The following is a 23,780-nucleotide window of genomic DNA, read 5'->3' as shown; positions in this document are numbered from 1 at the left end:
ACTCGCCTCCCCGAGGCACCCGCACCAAGGAAGGCACGGCACATGGCACCACGTCACCAGCGCAACCTCACCCGCCGCAAGCTGTTCATCGCCCTGGGCGGAGCGGCGGTCGCGGCCCCCGCCGTCGCGGCCCTGGCCCCCTACGCCCTCGCCGGGACGACGGACAACCGTACGAAGGCCGCCGCGGCGGGAGCGCTCCCGTTGACGATCGTCAACAACAGCGGCTCGTTCGACAACGCCTCGGTGCACGTCTACATCGTGGGCAACCAGGACGGGAAGCAGGTCCGGGTCACCCCTGACGGCACCCTGGCTCCGATAGCCCTGTCCGACAACGGCGCGGACGGCTTCACCGACTACGCCATCTCCCTGCCCGCCGGCGGAGAGGCCCACCTCACGCTGCCCCACATGTCGGGCCGCATCTACGTGTCGCTCGGCCAGAAGCTGAAGTTCAAGGCCGTCAGGGACGGAAACGGCAACGCGGCACTGCAGTACCCCGTCGGCTGGGTGACCTCCGACCCCAACTACCGCGTGCTGCACGACTGCGCCGAGTTCACGTACAACGCCTCGGGCATGTTCTGCAACACGACCATGGTCGACATGTTCAGCGTGCCGATGAGCATCCGGCTGACCGGAGCCAAGGACCAGACCACGGGCACCCTGCGCGACGGCGGCCGGGCCGCGGTCTTCGACGCGGTCAAGCAGGTCGCCGAGTTCGCCCCCCTGGTCGTCGACGACCTCCGCGTCATCGCTCCCGGACACGGCCTGGACGCGGGCCTGTTCCCCAAGGACTACTTCGCCCCGTACATCGACCAGGTGTGGAGCACCTACACCGGGAAGGACCTCACGGTCACCACCGACGCCGGCACCTTCAGGGGCCGGGTGCGCGCCGACAAGCTCACCTTCGACGGTCCGGCGTCGGTCGCCTTCAGCAAGCCGTCCACCCGCGACGTGCTCTTCTGCGACGGCAACCTCGCCGCGCCGAACGACGGCACCACCGGTCCCGTCGCCGCCGTCCTGGGCGCCGGCTTCAACCGCTCCACCCTGCTCGGCAACCCCGTCCAGCCGGTCACCGACGCCTCGGCCTTCTACCGGACCGCCCTCACCAACCACTACGCCAAGGCCGTGCACGCGGCGACCCGGGACGGCAAGGCCTACGGCTTCGCCTTCGACGACGTCGCCGACTTCGCCTCCTACATCCAGGACACCGCACCCACCGGGGTCCGGCTGACCCTGACGCCGTTCTAGTGCCGCGACAGGCAACGTTCGCCCCGTCGCGACGCCCGGCACGCACTCTCGCCGCACCGGCCGAAAACCCAAGTACGTCCAGTACGAGGGCTTCCGGCCGGCACGCCGAGAGCACGCACCGGACGCCGCTCCTTGACGGGCAAACGTTGCCTGCCGCGGCACTAGCGGACCTCGCGCACGCTGCACCCCACCAGGCGGCGCTCGCCGACCTCGGCTTCCGCCCGCATGACAACGGGATGACCGACCGGCTGCTGTACGTGCGGGCGGACCACGGGGTCCGCAGCCACATCCTGCACGTGGTGACCCTGGAGAGGCGGCCTGCGGATCGAGCCGTTCAGGTCCGAGTCGACGGGGGCGACGGGCTACGTCCGCCGCGCGAAGCCGAAGAGGTACGTGGCCGCGAAGCCCACCGCGTACCCCGTCAGCAGCCCGCCCCCGTAGATCGCCGCCGTCACCCCCGGCCCCCTGTTCCCCGCCAGCAGCGGAAACAGCGCCCAGCCGGACGGTCCGATCGCCGTCGCACCCACCTTGTAGCCGAGCATCGCGAAGCCGCCGACGAACGCTCCGCCCGCCGCACCGCCGACGCACGCCGTGAGGAACGGGCGGCCCAGCGGTAGCGAGACCCCGTAGATGAGGGGCTCGCCCACGCCCAGGAGGCCCGCGGGGAGGGCCGAGCGGATCGTCGTACGGAGGGAGAGGTCGTGGCGGAGGCGGACGTAGACCGCCAGGGCCGCGCCCACCTGTCCCGCGCCCGCCATCGCCAGGAGGGGGAGCAGGACCGTGGAGCCCTGCTGTTCGATGAGGGTGGTGTGGATCGGGATCAGGGCCTGGTGCAGGCCCAGCATCACCAGGGGGAGGAACAGGCCGCCGAGGACCAGGCCCGCTGCCGCGCCCGTGGTCGACAGGAGCCAGTTCGCCGCCGTGCCGATGGCGCCCGCCGCCGCTCCGGCCGCGTACATCAGGACGTAGAGCGTCACCAGGCCGGGGACCAGGACCGTGAGCGTCGGGGTCAGCAGGACGTCCAGGGTGGCCGGGACCCAGGTGCGGCACCACTTCTCGACGTACGTCGCGAGGAGCGCGGCGGCCAGGGCGCCCAGCACCCCGCCCTGGCCGGGGGCGAGGGCCGCCCCCAGCACGGTGACCTTGGCGACTCCGGGGTAGACCACGACGGCGGCCACCGCGCCGCCCAGTACCGGCGTGCCGCCGAACTCCTTCGCCGTGTTGTGCCCCACGAAGACCGCGATCAGGGCCATGAAGGCGGAGGAGAGGGTGGTGAGGGCGGGCGTGAGGGAGGGCAGCAGGCGCAGGTTGAGGAGCAGGCCCGTCGCGCCCGCGATGACGCCGCAGCCGATGAGGGCCGGGATCAGCGGGACGAAGACGTTCGCCACGCGGCGCAGGAGGATCTTGCCGGGCGTGGCGTTGCGGCGCCGCCGGGCCTCCTGCAACGCTGCCGCCCGGGCAGCCGGCTCACCATCCGACGCCGCTCCCCGGGAGGCCGGTCCCTCGGCACTCGTGCGGAGGAGGGCCTCGAACTCCGCCGTGACCTGCGCGGCCCTCCCCGGTCCCAGCACGATCTGGTACGTGTCGTCGTCCACCACTCCCAGCACCTCGGGCAGCGCGCGCAGGGCGTCCTCGTCGACGAGGGTCCGATCGGCCAGGCCCAGCCGCAGCCGGGTCATGCAGTGGGCGACGGAGGTGACGTTCGCGGGGCCGCCGACCAGGGGGAGCAGCGCGGCGGCGGTGGCGGCGTATGAGGTACTGGGCACGGGTCGAGGGTGCGGTCCGTGAAAGCACCGGGGTGGGCGCCGCGCGGAAACCTGCGCCGCTCTCCACCGAAAGGTGGCTCAGCCGGCCGACTTCTCGAGTGCCGCGCGCAGATGCCCTCCGCTCTCCGTGAGGAGACGTTTCGCCGTCGCGCCGTCCACGCCGCCCAGGATGGTGAGGATCGCGTTCTTGACCTCGCCGCCCGTGGCCGCGAGGGCACGCTCGATCTCCTCGTCGCTCGCGCCGGTCGCCAGCGCCACGATGCGGTGGGAGCGGGCGCGCAGCTTGTCGTTGGAGGCGCGCACGTCCACCATCAGGTTCCCGTACGTCTTGCCGAGGCGGATCATCGTGATCGTCGAGAGCATGTTGAGGACCAGCTTCTGCGCCGTGCCCGCCTTCAGCCGCGTCGATCCGGTCAGCAGTTCGGGGCCGACCACGATCTCGATGCCGTGGTCGGCGGCGGCCGCGAGCGCGCTGTTCGCGTTGCACGACAGGCCGACCGTCAGCGCGCCCCGCGCCCGCGCGTGCTCCACCGCGCCGACCGCGTAGGGCGTGCGCCCCGACGCCGAGACGCCGACCACCGTGTCACGGGCCGTCAGCTCCAGCGCGTCGAGGTCCTTCGCCGCCAGCTCCCTTGAGTCCTCCGCGCCTTCGACCGACGTCACCATGGCGCCCGGACCGCCCGCGATCAGGCCCACGACCTGGGAGGGGTCCGTGTCGAAGGTCGGCGGGCACTCGGACGCGTCCAGGACGCCGAGCCGCCCGGCGGTCCCCGCGCCCGCGTAGACGAGCCGGCCGCCGAGGGCCATCCGCTCGGCGACGGCGTCGATCGCGGCGGCGATCTGCGGCAGCCGTGCGGCGACCGCGGCGGGCACGGTGGCGTCCTCGCCATTCATCAGTTTCGCGATCTCCAGCGTCGGCAGCCGGTCGATCTCGGCCAGCTCGGGACGGAACGCCTCGGTGGTCAGCGTCTCCAGCTCGGCGCGGAGATCGCGGGGGTGGGACGAGGAGGTCATGAGGGTGGCTCGTTTCCGGTGCGGCACTGCTCTGGAGGAGGAGGGAAGGGCTAGGGCCTCTCGTTTGGATCATGCCGGGCTCGCGGGGCCTGGCACCGCGCCTCGCCGCGTTGTCGTCGGTTGCCATGGCTCCGCCATGGCGCCCTCCTCCGCCTTGCGATGCACGGCACCAGGCCCCGCTCCCTGATCCGGCCTGATCCAAACGAAAGACCCTAGCGCTTCGTTCCGCCCCGTGGGCGGTGACGGTGCGCCAACGCCTCGTACGAAGCGGCCAGCGCCGGCGCCGCCGTCTCGTACGTCCGTTGCGCGACGCCCACGAACAGGCAGTCCACCACGAGCAGTTGGCTGGTCCGGGACGACATCGCGGCCGGGCGCAGCTCGCTCTCGCGGGCCGTGGACGTGGTCAGGACGTGGTCGGCGTACTGCGACACCGGGCCGTCCGGGCGGCCGGTGACCGCGACGGTGGTCGCTCCGTGCTCGAAGGCGACGCGCAGCGGTTCGATGACGTCCCCGGTGGAGCCGGAGTGTGTGATGGCGATCGCCACGTCCTTGGCGCGCAGCTGCACGGCGTTGGTGACGGCGAGGTGCGGGTCGCTGTGCGCGTGGGCTATGAGACCTATCCGCAGCAGCTTCTGCACCAGGTCCTGGGCGACGAGCCCGGAGGCGCCGATGCCGTAGACGTCGACGCGGCGGGCGGCGGCGAGTGCGGCGACGGCGGCGCCGAGCTGCACGGTGTCGAGCCCGGCCGCGGTGTCGGCGAGGGTCTGCTGTTCGTCGTGGGCGAGCTTGGCGACGACGTCGGCGATGGGGTCGTCGACCGCGATGTCCGCGGTGACGGACGGGGCGCGGCCCGACTGCTGTTGGGCGGCGAGGCCGGCGAGGGCGAGCCGCAGGTCCCGGTAGCCGGGGTAGCCGAGCAGTCGGGCCGTGCGGACGACGGTGGCCTCGCTGGTGCCGGTCAGTTCGGCGAGCCCGGTGACCGTGAGCGCCGCGCAGCCGGCCGGGTCCCCGGCGACGGCCTCGGCGACGCGCTGCATGGACCGGGTCATGGACGGTGCGAGGGTGCGCACCTTGGCGGCGAGGGCGGCGGGGGCGGGTGGCACTCCCGGGCCCACCGGCCCTGCGAAAATTTCCTTCACATCGCGGGTCACATGTGAAAGCTATTTTCGATTCGGCCGTCCGGTCAAGAGTGCGCACAATAGGGGCATGGACCCCATCAGCCCCCTGGAGCAGGCCCTGCACGCGGCGCGCTCCCTGGTGCTCGCCGATCTGGTCGCGGGCGAGGTCGCCCAGGCGGACGTGGTCTCACTCGTCGAGGACTCCGTGGCCCAGCGGCGCTGGTGGGTGGAGCAGTGGCCGGACGGCGCCGACTACGTGGCGGGCCTGGTCGCGCAGGACGTCCAGGACGCGCTCCTGGAGCGGTACGGCCGCTGGCCGCTGTGCCCGGTCTGCGGCTCCGGCGACCCGCACGCCCTCGACGTCGAGCCGGAACTCGGGCCCAACCCGCACTGGGTGTGCCCCAAGGCCGGTGTGAAGGTCGCGGCGGTGGGCTCGCTGGGGAGGGCGACGGGCGGGATGGCGTCCTCGTGACGGTCTACATCGACCCTCCCGCCTGGCCGGGGCACGGCCGCCTGTGGTCGCATCTGATCAGCGACGTCTCCTACGACGAACTCCACGCGTTCGCCGGGAGGCTGGGCGTGCCGCGCCGCGCCTTCGAGCGCGACCACTACGACCTGCCGTCCGACAGCTACGCCGACGCGGTGGCCGCCGGTGCGGTGGAGGTCTCCAGCCGCGAGGTGGTGCGGCTGCTGCACGCGTCCGGACTGCGCCGGCGCAAGGGCCGCGAGCAGGGGCTCAGCGGTGCAGCGCGTACGCGTACGTCTCCTCGTTCTCACTCACTCGGGTGAACCCGGCCCGGGTGATGACGCCCTGCGAGGGCGTGTTCGCCCGTGCGACGGTGGCGAACAGCGTGCCGACGTCGTCCCTGGCCAGCGCCCACGCGGCGAGGGAGCGCAGCGCCTCGGTCGCGTAGCCGTGGCCGCGGGCGCCCTCCACCAGGTCGTAGCCGACCTCCGCGCGTCCCTCCTCGTCCGGGGTTCCGTGGAAGCCCATGCTCCCGACCGCGCGCCCGTCTTCCCTGCGAACGATCACGAAGACCCCCCACTCCGGCCGGTGCACCCCGGCCTCGTACGCCTTCACGAGCATCCCGGCGGCTTCCCGTGTGCCCTCGAAGGGCTCGCCGTCGAGCCACTCGAAGCCTCCGGTGCCGCCCATGCGCAGATCGGTGGCGGCCGCCGGGGTGACGCCCTGAAGGGTGAGACGCTCGGTGGGGATGACGAGGTTGTTGCTCCAGCGCCACTCGGTGACCGGCTCCCGCCCGGGCAGATCGCCACGGCCCGTGGCCCACAGAAGCGTCGGCCAGGGCTCGGGGCCGGGCCGGACGTGCGGGAAGAGCCGCATGAGCAGGTCCTCGCACAGCTCGGCGGGCGGGGCGTAGGTGAGCCCGAGGCCCTCGGCGATGTCGTGCGTGTGCAGCACGACCTCGGCGATGCCCATGGCCGCGAACCCCTCGCGGTCCGCGCTGCGGAACGGGTACGGGTGGAAGGCGCGCACCTCGCGGGGCGTGGTGGCGACGGTGGCGGCGAGCAGCGCGCCCGTCGTCTCGATCACCTGCACCAGGCCCGAGTTGTCGGCGCCCTCGTCGAGGGTGATCTCGAAGGGCACGTAGTCGTCCTGCGCGCGGCCCGCCAACTGCCCGGCGTACGCGATGAGGTCCTCGGCGATGTGGAACGCCGTCAGGCGGCAACTCCATGTGAGCCGCCCCGCCTTGACCCCGTCCCAGTCCCGGTCCGCCGCCGCCCGCAGCAGCTGCACGGCCCCCGCGACGGCTTCCGTCACCCGTTCCCCGCCCATGCTTCGCATGCGCGGCAGCGTACGGGCGCGAAGCTCATCGGAGCGACAGCATTTCCAGCTCCGAGGTGATGTTGTAGCGGGCCGTCGCCTCCCACTTCTCCCGCCCGTACGGGGTGTGGAACAGCCGTGGCAGGTCGAGGAGTTGGCGCAGAACCGCCGAGCGGCCCTCCCGGAACGCGTCGCCCGGCACGAAGTGGTACTCCTCGCGGACGGCCGCGGTGTAGGCGGCGTACGCCGACGGGGGAGAGGCGAGGATCGCGAGGTCCGCGTCGCACAGGACCTGGCCGTTGCGGTCCCCGTCGGCGGGGGCGTGAGTCACGGTGAGGCGCACCAGACGGGCGACCTCATCGGTCCTCTTCTCGGACACCCCGGCCTCCGGCAGGGCGCGCTCGGCCAGACGTGCCGACCGCTCCTCGTTCTCCGACCGCTCCGGCAGGTACACCGCGTCGTGGAACCAGGCCGCGAGGCGCACCGCGTCGGGGTCGTCCGCGTACTCCTCGAGGACGTCGACACGGTCGAGGACCGCCGCCAGATGCTCCACCGTGTGGTACCGGCGCTGCGGCTCCGACCAGCGGCTCAGCAGGTTGTCGGCGTAGGGCTCGGGATCGGGCCGCTCCGCCCCGCCCCGCACCGCGAGCAGGGTGCGCCGCCAGCTCTCACGCAACGCGTCGAGGTCGGTCATGGGGGCATTCTCCCCCGTTCGCCGGTGGGCACCTAGCGTGGGGCGCATGACGAATGCAGACCTGCACGACGACGTACGAGACCCCGAACTGCCCGGCCTGCTGCTGACCACCGAGCGTGACGCGCTGATCCCGCTGCTGCGCTCCCGCCCGGACGCGGACTTCGCGCTGCCGACCGCCGCGTGTCCGGGCTGGACCGTGCGGCACGTCCTCGCGCACTGTTCGGCCGCCCTGACGCGGGTGGTGGAGCACCGTTTCGAGAAGGGGGTGTTCAGCCCCGAGTCGAACGACCGCGACATCGCCGAGCGCGCCGGCTGGACCAACGCCCGGGTCGTCGACGAACTGGAGCGCGGCATGACCGAGGCGGGCGCCGCGATCGCGAAGGCGGGCGGGGTGCTCGACATGGTCGCGCTCGGGGAGTGGGTGCACGGCGGGGACGTGCGGGAGGCGTTCGGGGAGCCGGGGGCGTACGCCGGCGACGGGCTGCCGTACGCGCTCACCCTGCTCGCCCGCGTGTCCCGGGAGAAGGGGCACGTCCCGCTCCACGCGGACCTCGACGACCTCGACGAGCCCCTGCTCCTGGGCGACGCGAACGGGGAGCACCCGCCCGCCCGGTTCATCGGCGAGGCGTCCACGCTGGTGCGGCTCTACTCCGGCCGCCCGCTGGACGGGGCGCGGTACGAGCTGGCGGGGGTCGAGGAAGGGGAGCTGAACCTCTTCGGCTGAGGACGGCCGTACGCCCGAGGCGGCGGCCGGTGCCCTGTCGCCGCCCGCACCTCGTCGGCGTACCCTTGGATTGGACTAGACCTGTAGCCGCTCCACGGGTACACCGACGGAAGGGGTCCTATGAGCACGCGTGCAGTCCTGGAGGTGATCGCCCTCGACGTCGAGGACGCGGTCGCCGCCCAGGCCGGAGGCGCGGACCGCCTCGAGCTGGTCGCCGACATGGCCTCCGACGGGCTCACCCCGCCCGTCGCGGCCTTCGCCGGGATCCGCGCCGCCGTCGACATCTCCCTGCGCGTGATGCTCCGCCTCGGGGACGGCTTCGCGGCCGGTGACGTCGAGGCGCTCGTACGGGCCGCACGGGAGCTGCGTGCCGCCGGTGCCGAGGAGTTCGTGCTCGGGTTCCTCGGCGAGGACGGCGGGCCCGACCTCGACGCGGTGGAGCGGCTGGCCGGGGAGCTGGACGGCTGCCGCTGGACCTTCCACCGTGCGATCGACCGCGCCGCCGACCGCGACGCCCTGCGCAAGCAGCTCGCCGAGGTGCCCGGCCTGGACACCTACCTCACGGCGGGCTCGCCGGACGGTGTGGACGACGGCCTGCCCACCCTCGTCGCCGAGGCCGCCCGCCGCGGCGAGCCCGGCTACACCCAGCGCCTCATGGCCGGCGGCGGCCTCCGCCTGGACCATGTCCCACGGCTGCGCGCGGCGGGCGTCGACGCCTTCCACATCGGCGCGGCGGCCCGCACGGGCGACTGGACGACACCGGTGTCGGCGGAGGCGGTGGGCGTCTGGCGGGCGACGCTCGACGGCTAGGGTCCCTGCTCGTACGACTCTCACTCGAACGCGCGGAGGCGTCAGTGCCTGAAGCCGTGCTCATCGGCGACACGTCGGCCGACGTGGAGGCTCACACGCCAACGGCGTGCGGACGATCGCGGTGGCGCCGGGGCGTGGTGACGAGGCTGCGACGCGGGATGCGGGGAGATCGACGTTCTTGTTGTCAGCACCCGCCCGGTACACGCGCAGGAAGTCGTCGAACTTCGCGCCGCCGAACATGTCCAGGAAGCGCATGAAGGCGGGGGGGAACGTGACTTTCAGCGCAGCCTCGGCCCGTTCCCAGTCGTTGACGACAACACCCCCCTCGCCCGTCGCCGGGAATGCCGCCAGGAGTTCCAGATCCGTCATGAGCTGCCTACTTGTTGATGATGGTTTGGTCGATGTCGAGGCCGCCGCCCTTGGCGGTCACGTGAACGCCGGAGGGGATCAGGTCTGTGGGGTTCGCGTAGACGGGTGTCGCCGAGTACTGCACGTCGTGACCCGCGTCCACCACCGCATAGATCTGCTGTTCCAGGTCCTTCATGACCACATTGTTCGCTTTGTCGTACATGATCACGATGTTCTCCGGGGCGGCTCCGTCACCGCCCAAGGACTTCGCGAGCAGGTGTCCTCGCGTGTGGCTGGCGGCGTCTCCCAGCCAGCCGGGAGGGGGATCTGGATGCCAGGTTCCCCGGCCTCCTGGACGCCGTGCTCAACTCGCTTCCCCATCAGGCCGGGTCTGAGAAATGATCAGCGGTTGGGAGTCCCCGGCGGCCTTCTCCTGAGACCTCCCCGAACAGCAGTCACGCCTGCGCCGTGCGCCTCCGATGTCCGTCGCTCGGCGGCAAGCCGGCTGCGCAGGCGTGTGAAGGAATCGTGTATATCGCGTGAACGGCCGTACACGCAGGCGACGATTGTGTGATTGGATGCGCGGGCTGTGCCCGTGCGCTGCGGCTCCCACGTGACCGAGGAGACCGCCGTGGCCGGGTGAGATGACGGTGGGGGCCGTCGAACATGGGGACTCAGGGGGGTTTCCTTGGCGATGTCACAAGGCGATGCGGTGGCGGGCGCCGGACACGCGCACAGACGCAGACCCACCCGGCGGCGCCGCCTGGCGCTCGCCGTGACGGCCGCGGTGACCGCGGGCCTGATGGGGCTGGGCGTCCCACAGGCGCAGGCGAGCGAGACGACCGCCTCGGTGGACACGCTCCGGACCGGCTGGGACCGGAGTGAACCGAACCTCGGCCCGTCCGACGTCCGCTCCTCTTCCTTCGGGCAGCTCTGGAAGGCCCCCGCGCAGCTCGACGGGCAGATATACGCCCAGCCGATCGTCGTCGGCGGCACAGTGGTGGCGGTCACCGAGAACAACAAGGCCTACGGCCTCGACCGCGCCACGGGAGCCGTGCTGTGGCAGCGCAGCTTCGGGCCCGCGTGGCCCGCGTCCACCCTCAACTGCGGCGATCTCGTGCCGACCATCGGCAGCACCGCGACGCCGGTGTACGACCCGGCCGGCGGGGCCGTCTATCTGACCACCAAGGTCGACGACGGCCCGGGCGCCCTGAGTCCGCACTGGTACATGCACGCGCTCGACCCGGTCACCGGGGCGGAGAAGTCCGGCTTCCCCGTGACGATCCAGGGCACCCCGTCCAACGACCCCACCCAGTCCTTCCTGCCCGCGTACCAGATGCAACGTCCGGGCCTGCTGCTGCTCGACGGGGTGGTGTACGCGGCGTTCGGCGGACACTGCGACGCCAAGCCCTATCGCGGCTACGTGGTCGGCGTCAGCACCACCAACCCCTCGGTGACCTCGATGTGGGCGACGGAGACCGGCGCCAGCAACAGCGGGGCCGGCGTCTGGCAGTCCGGCGGGGGACTCGTCTCGGACGGTCCCGGCCGGATCTTCCTCGCCACCGGCAACGGCGTCAGCCCGGCGCCCGGCCCCGGCAGCGCCCCGCCCGGCACGCTCGCGGAGTCCGTGGTCCGGCTGCAGGTGCAGGCCGACCGGAGCCTGAAGGCCGCCGACTTCTTCAGCCCGTCCAACGCGCCGACCCTGGACCAGCAGGACAAGGACCTGGCCTCCGGCGGACCCATCGGTCTGCCGGACGGCTTCGGCACCGCCTCCCACCCGCATCTGCTGGTGCAGCAGGGCAAGGACGGCCGGGTCTTCCTGCTGGACCGCGACGACCTCGGCGGAAGGTCGCAGGGCACCGGCGGGACCGACGACGTGGTCGGCATCACCGGGCCGCTCAAGGGCCAGTGGGGCCACCCCGCGGTCTGGGGTGGTGACGGCGGTTATGTCTACTGCGTCGGCAACGGCGGCTCACTGGTGGCGCTGCAGCGCGGCGTGACGGGCTCGGGCGACCCTGCGCTGACCGTCGCCGGGTCCAGCCAGGACTCCTTCCCCTACACCAGCGGATCGCCCGTGGTGACCTCCGACGGAACACGCTCGGGCAGCGCCCTGGTGTGGGTGGTCCGGTCGGGCGGGCCGACCGGCGTCAACGCGCAACTGCGCGCGTACGAGCCGGTTCCCGACGCGAACGGCGTCCTGCCGCTGGTCTGGTCCGCGCCGATCGGCACCGCGCCGAAGTTCGCCACCCCGGCCACCGACGGCGGGCAGGTCTTCGTCGGCACCAGGGAGGGCAAGGTCTACGGCTTCGGCAACCCGGTGGGCAGTCCGCTCAAGGGCGGCCCGGTCGAATTCGGGCTCGTACCGGTGGGCGGCTCCGCGAGGACCGACGTCGTCCTGACGGAGAACCAGAGCCCGTCCCGGTCCCTCGGCATCAAGGGCGTCACCGTCGACGGTCCGTTCACCGCGGACACCTCGTCGCTGCCTCCGACGATCCCGGCGGGCGGGCAGCTGTCGATACCCGTCTCCTTCGAACCCACCTCGGTCCTGGGCGCGAGCGGAACACTCACCGTGGCCACCGACGCCGGCAGTTTCGCACTGAGCCTGCACGGCGTCGGCACCAAGCCCGGTCTGGCCGCGTTCCCGGGCACGGTGTCCTTCGACAACCAGCCGACGGGGACCACGGCCACCGCGAACGTCCAGCTGACGAACACGGGCACCGACCCCGAGACCGTCACCTCCGTCACCCCGCCCGACGGACCGTTCACGGCCGCCGGCCTGCCGAGCGCCGACCCGGCGAACCCGACGGTGATCCCGCCCCAGAGCTCGATCGTCCTGCAAGTCGGGTACGCGCCCACGGCCACCGGCCACAACTCCTCGTCGATCACACTGAGCAGCACCAGCGGCCCGCTCACCATCCCGGTCGAGGGCGACGCGATCAGCGGCCAGGGCCATCTGGTGTTCGACCCGACGACTCTCTCGTTCGGCGCGGTGGTGCGCGGCACGTCGAGCACACGGACCTTCACCATCACCAACACGGGGAACATCCCGGTCACCGTCACCAAGGCGAAGGCCCCGGCAGGGGTGTTCAGCAGCGCCGACCCGCTCCCCGAGGGCCTGGTCATCGGTCCCGAGCAGAGTGTCCGGCAGACGGTCACCTTCGCCCCGACCGTGAGCGGCAGCCAGTCGGCCTCGTACGAGGTCACGGGCGACGCCGGGCAGGGGGCACGGCTGGAGCCGCTCACCGGCACCGGTGTGCCCCCGGCGTCGCAGCTGGGCGCCGTGCTGGCACGGGACTACTCCGGCACCCTGTGGTTCTACCGCGGCACCGGTGTGCCCTCCGGGGCACTGGCACCCCGGACCGCCATCGGAACCGGCTGGAACACCTACGACATCATCACCAGTGTCAGCGGTGAGACGGCGGACGGCACCGGAACCGCCGTCGGCCGTGACGGCAACGGCGTGCTGTGGTTCTACCAGGGCACCGGCAACCCGAAGGCGCCTTTCGCGCCCCGGAAGCAGGTCGGCACCGGCTGGAACATCTACGGCTCCATCGTCGGCACCGGTGACCTGACGGGGGACGGGAAGGCCGACCTCGTAGCCCGCGACGCTCAGGGCGGCCTGTGGCTCTACCAGGGCACGGGCAACCCGAACGCGCCTTTCGCGCCCCGGAAGCAGATCGGTTACGGCTGGAACATCTACGGCTCCATCGTCGGCACCGCTGACCTGTCGGGGGATGGCAAGGCGGATCTCGTCGCCCGCGACGCCCAAGGCGGCCTGTGGCTCTACCGCGGCACCGGCAGCGCCTCGGCGCCGTTCCTGGCCCGCACGTCCATCGGTTACGGCTGGAACATCTACAACTCGCTCATCTGACAGGACGGAGGCGCGGCACCGCGCGCGGTGCCGCACCCGCCCCTTGGAGGCCGGTGGCGCCGACGCGCCCTAGCCGAGTTGCGGCGGCAGCGGCGCCGCATGCGTGACGATCAGGCCCGAGACCGCGCGGGTGAGGGCCACGTACAGGCGGCGCAGGCCCGTGCGTTCGTCCGGTTCGCCGTCGACGACGGCCTGGGGCTCGTCGAGGACGACGTAGTCGTACTCGAGACCCTTGGCGAGTGAGGCCGGGACCAGGGTCAGTCGGGTCTCCCGGGTGGTCTCCTCACCGGGGGCCAGATACGGGACGCCCGCCGCCGTGAGGGCCTCGGCCAGTGCGGGGATGCGGGCGTCGGCGGCGATCAGACCCGTCGAGCCCTCGTTGCGCAGCAACTCCGCGCAGGCGGCGACCACATCGGCGGCCCCGGCGCTCGTACGCACCTCGAAGAAGCCCGGGTTCTCACGGACCGACGCGACCGGCGTCAGGCCCGGCGCGATGTGCGGCAGCAGCCGGGAGGCGTACGTGATCACGTCCGTCGGCACACGGAAACCCGCCGTCAGCTCCTCGACCACCGCGTCCGGCTTCCCGAGGTGGGCGAGCGCCTCCTGCCAACTCCGCGTCGCCCAGGGCGTGGTGCCCTGCGCCAGGTCGCCGAGCACGGTCGCGGACCCGGTCGTGCAGCGCCGGCCGACCGCCCGGTACTGCATCGGGGAGAGGTCCTGCGCCTCGTCCAGCACCACGTGCCCGAGCGAGTGCGTGCGCTGCACCAGGTCGGTGGCCTCGTCGATCAGCACGGCGTCCGCGGGCGACCACTGGGCGGACTTCACCGACCTGACCGGCTTCGACCAGAGGATCTCCTTCTGCTCGTCCACGTCGAGGACCCCGTCCGCGTGTTCCGCGAGGAAGTCGGCGTCGGTGAGCAGCCGCAGCACCAGCTTGGCGGGGTCGACGGGCGGCCAGATCGCCTTGACGGCCGCCTTGACCGCCGCGTTGCGGGCCACGGCGTCCTGCACCCGGTCGTCCGGCGCCTCCCCCGAGCGCTCCATCTGGACGAGCACGGCGTGCGCGATCCGCTGCGGCAGGGCGTCCCGGGCGGCGCCGTAACGGATGTCCCGGTCCAGCAACTCCCGTACGATCTCCTCCAGTTCGTACGCCGGCACCCGCCACCGCCGCGAGCCCCGCACCACCACGACCGGCTCGGTGGGCATGGTCACGTGCGCACGGACGGCCCTGCGCAGGACCTCCGCCATGCGCGCGTCGCCCTTGATCACGGCGGCGGCCGCGGTGTCCGTGCCCCGCACCTCGACGTGCGCGACCAGGTCGTCGACCGTCGCCTGTCTGACCTCCAGCTCGCCGAGTGCGGGCAGCACCTGCTCGATGTAGTGCAGGAAGGACTTGTTGGGGCCGATGACGAGGGTCCCGGTGCGGGCCAGGCGCTCGCGGTGGGCGTAGAGGAGGTAGGCGACGCGGTGCAGGCCGACGGCGGTCTTGCCGGTGCCGGGTCCACCCTGGACGCAGACCGTCCCGGACAGCCCGGCACGCACGATCTCGTCCTGCTCGGGCTGGATGGTGGCCACGATGTCGCGCATCGGGCCGACGCGCGGGCGCTCGATCTCCCGCTGGAGCAGCTTGCTGGTGGTGGCGGCCTCGGCGGGGTCGGAGAGGTGTTCGTCCTCGTACGCGGTGAGGTCCCCGCCGGTGTAGCCGAAGCGGCGGCGCAGCCCGATGTCCATGGGGTCCTTCTTGGAGGCCCGGTAGAACGGCTGGGAGACGGGGGCGCGCCAGTCGATGACCATGGGGTCGCCGTCGGCGTCGTGCACGTGCCGGCGCCCGATGTAGAACCTCTCGCCCTCCGCCCCCTCCGCCTGGTCGGCGCCGGGGGCGTGGAGGTAGTCGAGGCGGCCGAAGAAGAGGGGGGTGTGGCTGAGGTCGGCGAGGGCCTTGATGCGTTCCTCGATCTGGTGGGCGAGGACCTCCGCGTTGACCCAGTTCGCGGTGACGTCGCGGATGTCGAGGTTCTCCACGTCCTCACGCATGGCCCGCAGGGCGGCCCGGGAGGCGGCGAGGTGGGCGCGTTCGCGGGAGAGGGGGTCGGTGTCGGTGTCGGGCGGGGTGGTCGGGGTGGACACGGAAAGGTGCCTCCGGGGCGTGGCAAGGAGCCGGGCGGTACGCGGGCACGCACGCGCGCGTGCCGGTGGCCGGCTGCTGCGGTGACGGGTGGCGGTTCTGCCGTCCGGTTTCCGTCCGGACGGCGGCTCTCCGTGAAGGGAGGCGGGCAAGAGATGGGATTCTAGGTGACGGGCGGATACGGCGGCCAACGGTTTTTCCGCCGTGCCGACCGCCGCTTCAGGGGTGCGGCCCGGGTGTCCTCAGGGTCGGTGTCCGTCCTGGGTACCACTCGGGGGACCGACTGAAGGGGGAGGTGCGGGCCGTGCAGGTTACGTCCCTGGTCCGACGCCATTCGGGTGGTGCCGTTCCACCATGGAGACATGAGCGCAGCAACCTTCACCCCCTCCCGGCACGGCCCGCCGTCCGGTGCGACGGCCCTCGACGGCGACCACCACCGCCACCGCCTCGCCGACGCCGTGCGCGCCGTCAAGGTGTTCCTGGGCGCCGCGGTGGACGTGGTCCTCTTCGGCGAGTACGGCGAGGAGGCCGGCATCCGCCGCCGCCCCTAGTCACCCCGTCCCTCTCAGCTCCCCGGCCTCAGTTCTCCCCGGCCAGGATCTCGTCCGAGTCCACGATCCGGTACGCGTACCCCTGTTCCGCCAGGAACCGCTGGCGGTGGGCCGCGAAGTCCTGGTCGATGGTGTCCCGGGCGACGACCGAGTAGAAGTGGGCCTGGTGGCCGTCGGCCTTGGGGCGCAGCACCCGGCCCAGCCGCTGAGCCTCCTCCTGCCGCGACCCGAACGTCCCCGACACCTGGATGGCGACCGTCGCCTCCGGCAGGTCGATGGAGAAGTTCGCCACCTTGGAGACGACGAGCACGCTGATCTCGCCCTGGCGGAAGGCGTCGAAGAGCTTCTCGCGCTGCGCGTTGGACGTCTCGCCCTTGATGACGGGCGCGCCCAGATGCTCACCCAGCTCGTCCAGCTGGTCGATGTACTGCCCGATGACGAGGATCTGCTGTCCGGCGAAGCGTCTGACCAGTGCCTCGGTCACCTTCCGCTTGGTGTCGGTGGTCGCGCAGTACCGGTACTTCTCCTCCGTCTCGGCGGTGGCGTAGGTGAGCCGCTCGGAGTCGGTGAGGTTCACCCGGACCTCCACGCAGTCGGCGGGCGCGATGTACCCCTGGGCCTCGATCTCCTTCCACGGCGCGTCGAACCGCTTGGGCCCGATCAGGGAGAACACGTCCGACTCGCGGCCGTCCTCCCGCACCAGCGTCGCCGTCAGCCCGAGCCGCCGCCGCGCCTGCAGGTCCGCCGTGAACTTGAAGACGGGCGCGGGCAGCAGGTGCACCTCGTCGTAGACGATGAGCCCCCAGTCACGGGAGTCGAACAGCTCCAGGTGCGGGTAGATGCCCTTCCGCTTGGTGGTGAGGACCTGGTAGGTGGCGATGGTGACCGGCCGGATCTCCTTCCTGGTCCCCGAGTACTCGCCGATCTCGTCCTCGGTGAGCGAGGTCCGCTTCACCAGTTCGTGCTTCCACTGGCGTGCGGAGACGGTGTTGGTGACGAGGATCAGCGTGGTCGCCTTGGCCTGCGCCATGGACCCGGCGCCGACCAGGGTCTTCCCGGCGCCGCAGGGCAGCACGACGACACCGCTGCCGCCGTGCCAGAAGTTCTCCACGGCCTGCTTCTGGTAGGGCCGCAGCGCCCAGCCGTCCTCGCGCAGCTCGATGGGGTGCGCCTCGCCGTCCACGTACCCGGCGAGGTCCTCGGCGGGCCAGCCCAGCTTCAGCAGCACCTGCTTGATCTGCCCGCGCTCGGAGGGGTGCACGGCGACGGTGTCCTCGTCGATCCGGGCCCCGACCAGCGGAGCGATCCGCTTGGAGCGCAGCACCTCCTCCAGGACGGGCCGGTCGGTGGTGCTCAGGACCAGCCCGTGGGCCGGGTGCTTGGTGAGGGTCAGCCGCCCGTACCGGTCCATGGTGTCGGCGATGTCGACGAGCAGCGCGTGCGGCACGGGATACCGGCTGTACTGCACGAGCGCGTCCACGACCTGCTCGGCGTCGTGGCCCGCGGCGCGCGCGTTCCACAGCCCGAGCGGGGTCACGCGGTAGGTGTGGATGTGCTCGGGTGCCCGTTCCAGCTCGGCGAACGGCGCGATGGCCCGACGGCAGTCGTCGGCCTGCTCGTGCTCGACTTCGAGGAGCAGGGTTTTGTCGGACTGGACGATCAGCGGACCATTCACGCGCGGCTGCCTTTCTGCACGGCTCTGCACGGATCTGTATGGCTCTGCGCGACTCTGCACGGCCAAACGTCCAGTGTGCCTCATAGGAGGACGATCAAGGCCGGCTCGCGGACGGTCACTCCTGGTCGTCCGCGAGTTCCGCGACCCCCGTGACCCGGTGCAGCGGATAGGTGCGGACCTCGTCCGCCGTGTGGTCGTACGCCGTCACGTAGCCGCCCTCCACGCGGATGGGGGCGATGACGCGCTGGCTGGCGGCGCCGTCGGCGTTGACATATCCGATCCACAGGGACTCACCGGTGAGCACGGCGGCCTGCATGGTGGCGAGGGTCTCGGCGGAGGTGGTGCGCGGGAGGTCGCCGGCCGTGTCGCGGGCGCCGGTGGGTTTGCGGGGGGCCGTGGAGGCCAGGTCCCCGGCGCGGATGGCGCGCAGGGCGGCCGTGAGGAGGGTGGCGTCCGGGGCCGGCGGGCCGTCCGGGACCGGCTCGGGCGGGGTGCGCGGCGGGGTGCGGTGGGCGTGGGCGCGGGCGATCAGGACGTCGCCCTCGGCGGACTCGGCGGCCGGGGCGAGCCCCATGGCGCGCAGCCCCTCCAGGAGGGTCGCGGGGTCGGTCTGGGCGGCCAGGACGGTCGGGGCCAGGCGGCGCAGGCGCAGGGCGGCCGAACGCTTGTCGGCGAGGATCTCGTTGAGCAGGGCGTCGTCGTCGCAGCGCACGTACGCCGAGGCCGCGCCGACGCGCAGGTGACCGTGCTTCCGCGCGACGTCGTCGATCAGATAGGCCAGCGGCTGCGGTACCGGCGTGCGGGAGTGGGCGGTCAGGAAGGCGTGCAGGTCCGACGCGGTGCGGCCGGCGTCCAGGGCGCGGCGGACGGAGGCGGGCGTGAAGCGATAGACGGTCGCGCCGCCCTTCGACTCCACCTCCGCGAGCACGCCGAGCACGTCGGCCAGCGGGCGCTGCAACGGCCCGGGGGCCACCGCCGTGAGGTCGGCCTGCAGCAGGACGTGGTCCAGCGGTTCGGGCAGCAGCGGGGCGAGCAGGCGGGCGGCGCGGGAGGCGGCCGCGGCCTGCTCGGCGGGGGTGAGCGGGGCGCGGGGCGCGGCGGGCCGGTGGTGCTGGTGGTGGACGGGGAGCTTGTCGCCGGGGCCGGTCGCGGCGGGCTCGACGGCCGGAGTGTGACCGGAGGGCTCCCCGATCAGGGCGCGGCCGTGGGCGGACAGGGCGCCGCGGCCGGTGACGCCGAGGAGTTCCGCCTCGGAGAGGGTCCACTGGGCGAGGCGGGTGCGCAGGTCGTCGGCCGGGGGCTGGGCGGCGGCGGGCTGGACGGCCGCAGGCTGGGTGCCGCGCGGGGGCCGCTCCCAGCGCAGCCGGGCCAGGATCGACTCGGGGGTGGCCGCGGCGCCTTCCGGCAGCCCGGCGAGCAGAGTCAGGACCCGGTGGCGGACCTCGGGCGCGGAGGAGCGGTCGAGACCGGGGCCGAGCGCGGACAGGGCGCGGTCCTTGGCGTCGCGCCCGCCGACCAGACCGGGGGTGCGGGTGGCGGCCAGCCAGGCGGTGGCGAGCCGGGTCCAGCGCTCGGCGGCGGGGCGTTCCAGCCACTCGTCGTAGGCCGGGGTGGCCGCGTACCGCTCGTCGGCCTCGCCGTCCGAGGCCAGCAGGCCCGCCGCGTAGGCGAGTTCCACCCAGAAGGCGGCGACGGGCTCCGGCACGTCGAGGGCGACGGCCGTCCGCTTCAGATCCCGCACGCTGAGCCCACCGGCCCGCAGCACGGCCGGCCCGCCCTCGTCCCAGTCCTTCAGCAGCTCCTCGACGGTGGCGAGCGCCGTGTACGCCTGACCGGCCGCGGTCGCGTCCACAACCTGTGGACGGTGGGTGGCGGCGGGCTCCACGGCGGGCGGCAGCGGCTCGGGACGGCGGTGCGCCCGCCCGGACCGCAGATGCAGGGCGACCTCGCGGGGGAGTACGACGGTGCCGGGTGCCGTGGGCAGCAGCAGACCACGGTCGAGGAGCCAGCGCAGACGTGGGGCGGGGTCCGGCGTGACCTGCCCGTACGGCGGCCCCCACACCAGCCGGTGGAGCACCTCGAGGGACTCGGCGGGTGCCGTGGCGAGGAGCGCGGCCATGCGGGCCCGGTCGCTGAAGAGGCCGGTGAGCGAGGAGACGGCGGACACGGCGTCGTGGGTGGTCGGAAGCCCCGCGGTGGTGAGGATCTCCTGGATCCGCCCCGGGGACATGCCCGCGGTGGCCTCGGCGACGGTGGGGCCGAGGCCGGTGGGGGAGGGGTGCTGCGGGGTGGGCGCGAGCAGCTCGCGGGCGGTGCGGACGAGGTGGAGCCGGTCGTCGGTGCCCCACACGAGGGCCTGCTCGCGCAGGGTGGCGAGGGCGTGGGGGACGGCCTCGGCGACCACGGGATCGGCCTCGGCGCCGCCGTCACCGGTCATGAGCCGGAGGAGTTCGCCGTACGACGCCGGGTCCCCGGCCACGGCGAGTGCCTCCGCCGTCTGCTGGGCGAACCGGTCGAGGCGCTCCAGCGCGCGGATGACGCTGGCGCGGGTGGCGGCGCGGGTGGCGAGCTGGGTGAGGTCGGTGGGGACCGGGGTGATGAGGTCCGGACGGGCGCGGAGGAGGGCGGCCAGCGAGGCGTCGTCCCGGGCGCGCAGGAATTCGGCCAGCGAACGGGGCGCACCGGTGCCGGCGGCTTCCTTGCGTGAGCGCTCCTCGGTCGTCATCCGGTCAACGGTAGCGGGTGGGACGGCCCCGACGCGTGCCCCGGCGGAGCAACCACCGAGAGGATCCCACCCCAGCCGCCCACCCCCAGGGCGCGGGGAGGCGCAGGGGCGCGGGGAACTGCGCGATCAGCCACCGGCGGCCCGCAGCGGGGCACTCGCCCGAGCCACCCCACTCTTCAGGCCGAAGGCCGACCGGGGGCTGGGGGCGAAGCCCCCAGAGTGCGGTTCGCCCCGGTACGGTACGGGGAAGATGCGACGCCACCCCGGAGGGGCTTCGTGGGGATTGAGAGCGATCAGCTCGTCTTCGACTATCTGAGCCGGGTCGGAGACGTGGCCCAACAGCGCCAGTTGCCGTCGGCCGCGCGCATGCGCCTCGTGTCCGAGTTGCGGAACGAGATCGACCGGCGGCGGGCGAAGGCCGCCGTCGACAGCCCCACGGCCGTCCGCCGGATTCTTGACCGGCTCGGCACCCCCGACGAGGTCGTCGCCGCCGCGTCCGCCGACGCTCCCGCCGGCGCCACCGACAGCCGTCCCGCCTCCGTGCCCGTCCAGCGGGCGAACGACACGGACGACCGTCCCAAGGGCCTGCGCCGGATCGTACCCCGGCCACGCCCGGCCGAGCCCCCGCCCGCCGACACCTCCCGGAACGCCCCTTCCCCGCCCCACCTTGCCGCTGCCCACGAGCTCGGCGACAGCGCCGTCCGGCCCGACTGGTGGCGGGTCGACGGCGGGCCTGGCGGTGCGTTCGGGGCCGGTGACGGCGTCCCCGGGTTCGTCGGCGGTGTGGAGATCCCCGAGCTGCTGAAGCCGCCGCCGCGCGACCCGCCGAAGCCGGAGACCGAGCGGAAGGAACCGGAGCCGGTACCGGCCGTGGAGGCCGCCCCCGCCGCCGAGGGGACCGCAGCCGCCCCTGCCCGCCGGCTGCCGCGCCTGACGGGATGGCGCAACCCCCTGCTGCTCCTCGCCGCCGGTCTCCTCGTCGCCGGCGCCGTGCTCGGCAACTGGATCGCCCTCGGGCTCGGCTGGCTCATCGCCTGGGCCTCCCGTCGGCTGACCCCCACCGAGTCCAAGTGGGCGGTCATGGGCATGCCCGGCCTGGTCGCGGCCGCCGGCATCGTCTGGCTGTGGGGCCGCACGGACGGTCGCTGGGGCACCCCCATCACGGAGGGCCACATGAACGACGCGATCGCCCAGACCTGGCCCTGGGTGGTCCGCGGCGCCGCCGTCACCTCGGCCCTGTTCCTGGTCTGGCGCTCACAGCGACGCCGGTGACACCACAAAGGCCCCGGCTCACGGGAGCCGGGGCCGTTCATTACTCGACGATCCTCCGTTACGCCTCTACCTCCACTCCTCTACTCCTCCGTGCCGGTGTCTTCGCTCCCGCTCTCCTCGGCCGCGCCGGTCTCGGGTGCTTCAGCCCCGGTGTCCTCGGCCGCGGTGGTCGTGGGTTCCTCAGCCCCGGTCTCCCCGGTCTCTCCGGTCTCCTCGGTCGCCGTGGTGGCCTCGGGCCCTCCGGTCGCGGTTTCCCCGGCCGTCGTGGCCTCAGGCCCTTCGGTCGCGGTCTCTTCGGCCGCGGCGGTTTCCGGTTCCTCGCCCCCGACGCCCTCGGCCCCAGTGGTCCCGGGCCCTTCCGTCCCGGTGTCCGGCGTCTGCTCGGGGGTGCTCTCCGCCTCTGTCCCTTCGGCCGCAGTGGGCTCCTGCTCGGTGTCGCTCACGTGCTCACCGCCTTCCCGTGCTGACAGGAAAGGGCTCAGGTGTCGTCCCGTAGGACGACCGTCGTGATACGGAATTCACTACTCATGATGTCACCGATGGGATGATTTGATCCCTATGGGCATGTTCTCCCCTGGAACAATCGCCGATATGACCTCTCGCGCCCTCACCGTCGGCTTCGACCTCGACATGACGCTGATCGACTCCCGGCCCGGAATCCACGCCTGCTACCAGGCACTCTCCGCCCGGACCGGCACGTACATCGACGCCGACCTGGCCGTCACCCGGCTCGGGCCGCCGCTCGCGGAGGAGCTTGTGAACTGGTTCCCGGCCGAGGAGATCGACGCCGTGGCCGACCTCTACCGTGAGATGTACCCCACCATCGCCATCGCCGCGACGCCCGCCCTGCCCGGCGCCCGCGAGGCGATCGACGCCGTACGGGGGGCCGGCGGGCGCGCGATCGTCGTCACCGCCAAGTACGAGCCCAACGCCAAGCTGCACCTGGAGCACCTCGGCATCGAACCCGACGCGGTGATCGGCGACCTGTGGGCCGAGCGCAAGGCGGAGGCGCTGCTCGACCACGGCGCGGCGGTCTACGTCGGCGACCACACGGGGGACGTGCGAGGCGCCCGTACGGCGGGGGCCCACTCCGTCGCCGTCGCCACGGGCCCCTGCGACGCCGACGAGCTGCGGGCCGCGGGCGCGGACGTCGTCCTCGCCGACCTCACCGAGTTCCCGGCCTGGCTCGCGACGTACCGGGCTCGGTAGCGACCCGCTACCGCCACCCCTACCGCTGCCCCGCTGCGCGCGCCTGCCTGCGCCCCTCCGCGATCGACTGGAGCACCCCGGCCCCGGCCATCAGGAAGCCCACGCCCATGAGCATGCACAGGCCGTACATGTACGGCGGGAAAGGCTTCGTCCCCAGCAGCAACGGGGCCACGGTGACCAAAGTGGACACGGCCCCGAGGAAGAACACGATGGCACCTGCACGGATCAGCCGGTCGCCGGCCGCGGCGGAATTCGCTTGGGTTTTGTCACGCACTGGACCAGGGTAGTTCCCACCGCGAGGAACCACTCAGCGACGTCTTGTCACCGGCCCGGGGACCATTAGCCTTGGTACCGGCGGGTCCGCGCGGCCCGCTGCAGTGCTCTCCAGAGCAGTTTTCCGAAAAACTTTGCAGACGCAGTTTCCGACGAGTACGAGGACGAGGACAGACGTGCCTACCGGCAAGGTCAAGTGGTTCAACAGTGAGAAGGGCTTCGGCTTTCTCTCCCGCGACGACGGCGGCGACGTCTTCGTCCATTCCTCGGTTCTCCCCGCCGGAGTGGATTCCCTGAAGCCGGGACAGCGCGTGGAGTTCGGAGTGGTCGCCGGCCAGCGCGGCGACCAGGCGCTGTCCGTCACCCTTCTGGAGCCGACCCCCTCGGTCGCCGCCGCGCAGCGCAAGAAGCCGGACGAACTGGCGTCCATCGTCCAGGACCTGACGACCCTCCTGGAGAACATCACCCCGATGCTGGAGAAGGGCCGCTACCCCGACAAGGCCTCCGGCAAGAAGATCGCGGGCCTGCTGCGCGCGGTCGCCGACCAGCTGGACGTCTGACCACGCGCACAGGGCAC

General features: G+C 72.7%; 23 protein-coding genes. 10 read left to right on the top strand and 13 right to left on the bottom strand.

The window, feature by feature from the left end:
* The first annotated feature begins 42 nt into the window (after positions 1 to 42).
* Positions 43 to 1,245 carry a glycoside hydrolase family 64 protein gene (locus SY2F82_RS22440; protein ID WP_200420943.1) on the top strand — a complete coding sequence of 401 codons (1,203 nt, stop codon included), beginning with the start codon at positions 43 to 45 and terminating at the stop codon, positions 1,243 to 1,245.
* Between the two features lie 161 nt (positions 1,246 to 1,406).
* Here the strand turns inward: SY2F82_RS22440 and SY2F82_RS39540 are convergent, their stop codons facing one another.
* From SY2F82_RS39540 to SY2F82_RS22425, 4 genes are all read right to left on the bottom strand, one after another.
* Positions 1,407 to 1,541, bottom strand: coding sequence for a hypothetical protein (locus SY2F82_RS39540; RefSeq protein ID WP_268980403.1), 135 nt, complete (start codon positions 1,539 to 1,541; stop codon positions 1,407 to 1,409).
* Between the two features lie 66 nt (positions 1,542 to 1,607).
* Positions 1,608 to 3,011 carry a PTS transporter subunit EIIC gene (locus tag SY2F82_RS22435; protein WP_200420942.1) on the bottom strand — a complete coding sequence of 468 codons (1,404 nt, stop codon included), beginning with the start codon at positions 3,009 to 3,011 and terminating at the stop codon, positions 1,608 to 1,610.
* 78 nt (positions 3,012 to 3,089) lie between these two features.
* Positions 3,090 to 4,025 (bottom strand): N-acetylmuramic acid 6-phosphate etherase, encoded by a 936-nt coding sequence (gene murQ, locus SY2F82_RS22430; RefSeq protein WP_200420941.1) that lies wholly within the window; start codon positions 4,023 to 4,025, stop codon positions 3,090 to 3,092.
* 212 nt (positions 4,026 to 4,237) lie between these two features.
* Positions 4,238 to 5,176 (bottom strand): MurR/RpiR family transcriptional regulator, encoded by a 939-nt coding sequence (locus SY2F82_RS22425; RefSeq protein WP_200420940.1) that lies wholly within the window; start codon positions 5,174 to 5,176, stop codon positions 4,238 to 4,240.
* 55 nt (positions 5,177 to 5,231) lie between these two features.
* Between SY2F82_RS22425 and SY2F82_RS22420 the strand changes: the two genes are divergently transcribed.
* Together SY2F82_RS22420 and SY2F82_RS22415 are read left to right on the top strand one after the other, a co-directional pair.
* Positions 5,232 to 5,615, top strand: a complete 384-nt coding sequence (locus SY2F82_RS22420) for a hypothetical protein (protein WP_200420939.1) — start codon at positions 5,232 to 5,234, stop codon at positions 5,613 to 5,615.
* A complete protein-coding gene (locus tag SY2F82_RS22415) occupies positions 5,612 to 5,932 on the top strand; it encodes a DUF4031 domain-containing protein (protein ID WP_200420938.1) in 321 nt (106 codons plus the stop codon). Before SY2F82_RS22420 ends, SY2F82_RS22415 begins: the two co-directional genes overlap by 4 nt.
* Here SY2F82_RS22415 and SY2F82_RS22410 read toward each other — a convergent pair.
* Both SY2F82_RS22410 and SY2F82_RS22405 read right to left on the bottom strand, forming a co-directional pair.
* Positions 5,880 to 6,947, bottom strand: a complete 1,068-nt coding sequence (locus tag SY2F82_RS22410) for a GNAT family N-acetyltransferase (protein WP_200420937.1) — start codon at positions 6,945 to 6,947, stop codon at positions 5,880 to 5,882. The genes SY2F82_RS22415 and SY2F82_RS22410 overlap by 53 nt on opposite strands.
* Positions 6,948 to 6,972: 25 nt before the next feature.
* Positions 6,973 to 7,620 (bottom strand): hypothetical protein, encoded by a 648-nt coding sequence (locus SY2F82_RS22405; protein ID WP_200420936.1) that lies wholly within the window; start codon positions 7,618 to 7,620, stop codon positions 6,973 to 6,975.
* A 46-nt stretch (positions 7,621 to 7,666) separates the two neighbouring features.
* On the opposite strand from SY2F82_RS22405, the gene SY2F82_RS22400 reads away from it, so the two are divergent.
* Positions 7,667 to 8,344 carry a maleylpyruvate isomerase family mycothiol-dependent enzyme gene (locus SY2F82_RS22400; protein WP_200420935.1) on the top strand — a complete coding sequence of 226 codons (678 nt, stop codon included), beginning with the start codon at positions 7,667 to 7,669 and terminating at the stop codon, positions 8,342 to 8,344.
* A 120-nt stretch (positions 8,345 to 8,464) separates the two neighbouring features.
* Positions 8,465 to 9,154 (top strand): copper homeostasis protein CutC, encoded by a 690-nt coding sequence (locus SY2F82_RS22395; RefSeq protein ID WP_200420934.1) that lies wholly within the window; start codon positions 8,465 to 8,467, stop codon positions 9,152 to 9,154.
* Between the two features lie 60 nt (positions 9,155 to 9,214).
* On the opposite strand, the gene SY2F82_RS22390 is transcribed toward SY2F82_RS22395, so the two are convergent.
* Both SY2F82_RS22390 and SY2F82_RS22385 read right to left on the bottom strand, forming a co-directional pair.
* Positions 9,215 to 9,523, bottom strand: coding sequence for a hypothetical protein (locus SY2F82_RS22390; protein ID WP_200420933.1), 309 nt, complete (start codon positions 9,521 to 9,523; stop codon positions 9,215 to 9,217).
* 7 nt (positions 9,524 to 9,530) lie between these two features.
* Entirely contained in the window at positions 9,531 to 9,764 is a 234-nt protein-coding gene (locus tag SY2F82_RS22385; protein WP_236041728.1) for a DNA/RNA non-specific endonuclease, read from the bottom strand.
* A gap of 432 nt (positions 9,765 to 10,196) precedes the next feature.
* On the opposite strand from SY2F82_RS22385, the gene SY2F82_RS22380 reads away from it, so the two are divergent.
* A complete protein-coding gene (locus tag SY2F82_RS22380) occupies positions 10,197 to 13,373 on the top strand; it encodes a choice-of-anchor D domain-containing protein (RefSeq protein ID WP_236041756.1) in 3,177 nt (1,058 codons plus the stop codon).
* Positions 13,374 to 13,442: 69 nt separating this feature from the next.
* Here the strand turns inward: SY2F82_RS22380 and SY2F82_RS22375 are convergent, their stop codons facing one another.
* A complete protein-coding gene (locus tag SY2F82_RS22375; protein WP_200420931.1) occupies positions 13,443 to 15,500 on the bottom strand; it encodes a UvrD-helicase domain-containing protein in 2,058 nt (685 codons plus the stop codon).
* Positions 15,501 to 15,860: 360 nt separating this feature from the next.
* Between SY2F82_RS22375 and SY2F82_RS22370 the strand changes: the two genes are divergently transcribed.
* Entirely contained in the window at positions 15,861 to 16,049 is a 189-nt protein-coding gene (locus SY2F82_RS22370; RefSeq protein WP_200420930.1) for a hypothetical protein, read from the top strand.
* A 28-nt stretch (positions 16,050 to 16,077) separates the two neighbouring features.
* Here SY2F82_RS22370 and SY2F82_RS22365 read toward each other — a convergent pair whose 3' ends face one another.
* Together SY2F82_RS22365 and SY2F82_RS22360 are read right to left on the bottom strand one after the other, a co-directional pair.
* Positions 16,078 to 17,724 carry a DNA repair helicase XPB gene (locus SY2F82_RS22365; RefSeq protein ID WP_200420929.1) on the bottom strand — a complete coding sequence of 549 codons (1,647 nt, stop codon included), beginning with the start codon at positions 17,722 to 17,724 and terminating at the stop codon, positions 16,078 to 16,080.
* Between the two features lie 115 nt (positions 17,725 to 17,839).
* Positions 17,840 to 20,449, bottom strand: coding sequence for a helicase C-terminal domain-containing protein (locus SY2F82_RS22360; RefSeq protein WP_200420928.1), 2,610 nt, complete (start codon positions 20,447 to 20,449; stop codon positions 17,840 to 17,842).
* 276 nt (positions 20,450 to 20,725) lie between these two features.
* Between SY2F82_RS22360 and SY2F82_RS22355 the strand changes: the two genes are divergently transcribed.
* Entirely contained in the window at positions 20,726 to 21,721 is a 996-nt protein-coding gene (locus SY2F82_RS22355; RefSeq protein ID WP_200420927.1) for a hypothetical protein, read from the top strand.
* 80 nt (positions 21,722 to 21,801) lie between these two features.
* Here the strand turns inward: SY2F82_RS22355 and SY2F82_RS22350 are convergent, their stop codons facing one another.
* Positions 21,802 to 22,164 (bottom strand): hypothetical protein, encoded by a 363-nt coding sequence (locus SY2F82_RS22350; protein ID WP_200420926.1) that lies wholly within the window; start codon positions 22,162 to 22,164, stop codon positions 21,802 to 21,804.
* A gap of 148 nt (positions 22,165 to 22,312) precedes the next feature.
* Here SY2F82_RS22350 and SY2F82_RS22345 point away from each other — a divergent pair, with 148 nt between their 5' ends.
* Positions 22,313 to 22,930, top strand: a complete 618-nt coding sequence (locus SY2F82_RS22345) for an HAD family hydrolase (RefSeq protein WP_200420925.1) — start codon at positions 22,313 to 22,315, stop codon at positions 22,928 to 22,930.
* 19 nt (positions 22,931 to 22,949) lie between these two features.
* Here the strand turns inward: SY2F82_RS22345 and SY2F82_RS22340 are convergent, their stop codons facing one another.
* On the bottom strand, positions 22,950 to 23,204 hold the full coding sequence (locus tag SY2F82_RS22340) for a hypothetical protein (RefSeq protein WP_200420924.1): 255 nt from the start codon (positions 23,202 to 23,204) through the stop codon (positions 22,950 to 22,952).
* A 175-nt stretch (positions 23,205 to 23,379) separates the two neighbouring features.
* Between SY2F82_RS22340 and SY2F82_RS39720 the strand changes: the two genes are divergently transcribed.
* Positions 23,380 to 23,763 carry a cold-shock protein gene (locus SY2F82_RS39720; RefSeq protein WP_103845154.1) on the top strand — a complete coding sequence of 128 codons (384 nt, stop codon included), beginning with the start codon at positions 23,380 to 23,382 and terminating at the stop codon, positions 23,761 to 23,763.
* Positions 23,764 to 23,780 lie beyond the last annotated feature (17 nt).

The organism is Streptomyces sp. Y2F8-2 (assembly GCF_014905555.1).
Lineage (GTDB): Bacteria > Actinomycetota > Actinomycetes > Streptomycetales > Streptomycetaceae > Streptomyces > Streptomyces cynarae.
This window is presented reverse-complemented; position numbering and strand designations above follow the sequence as displayed.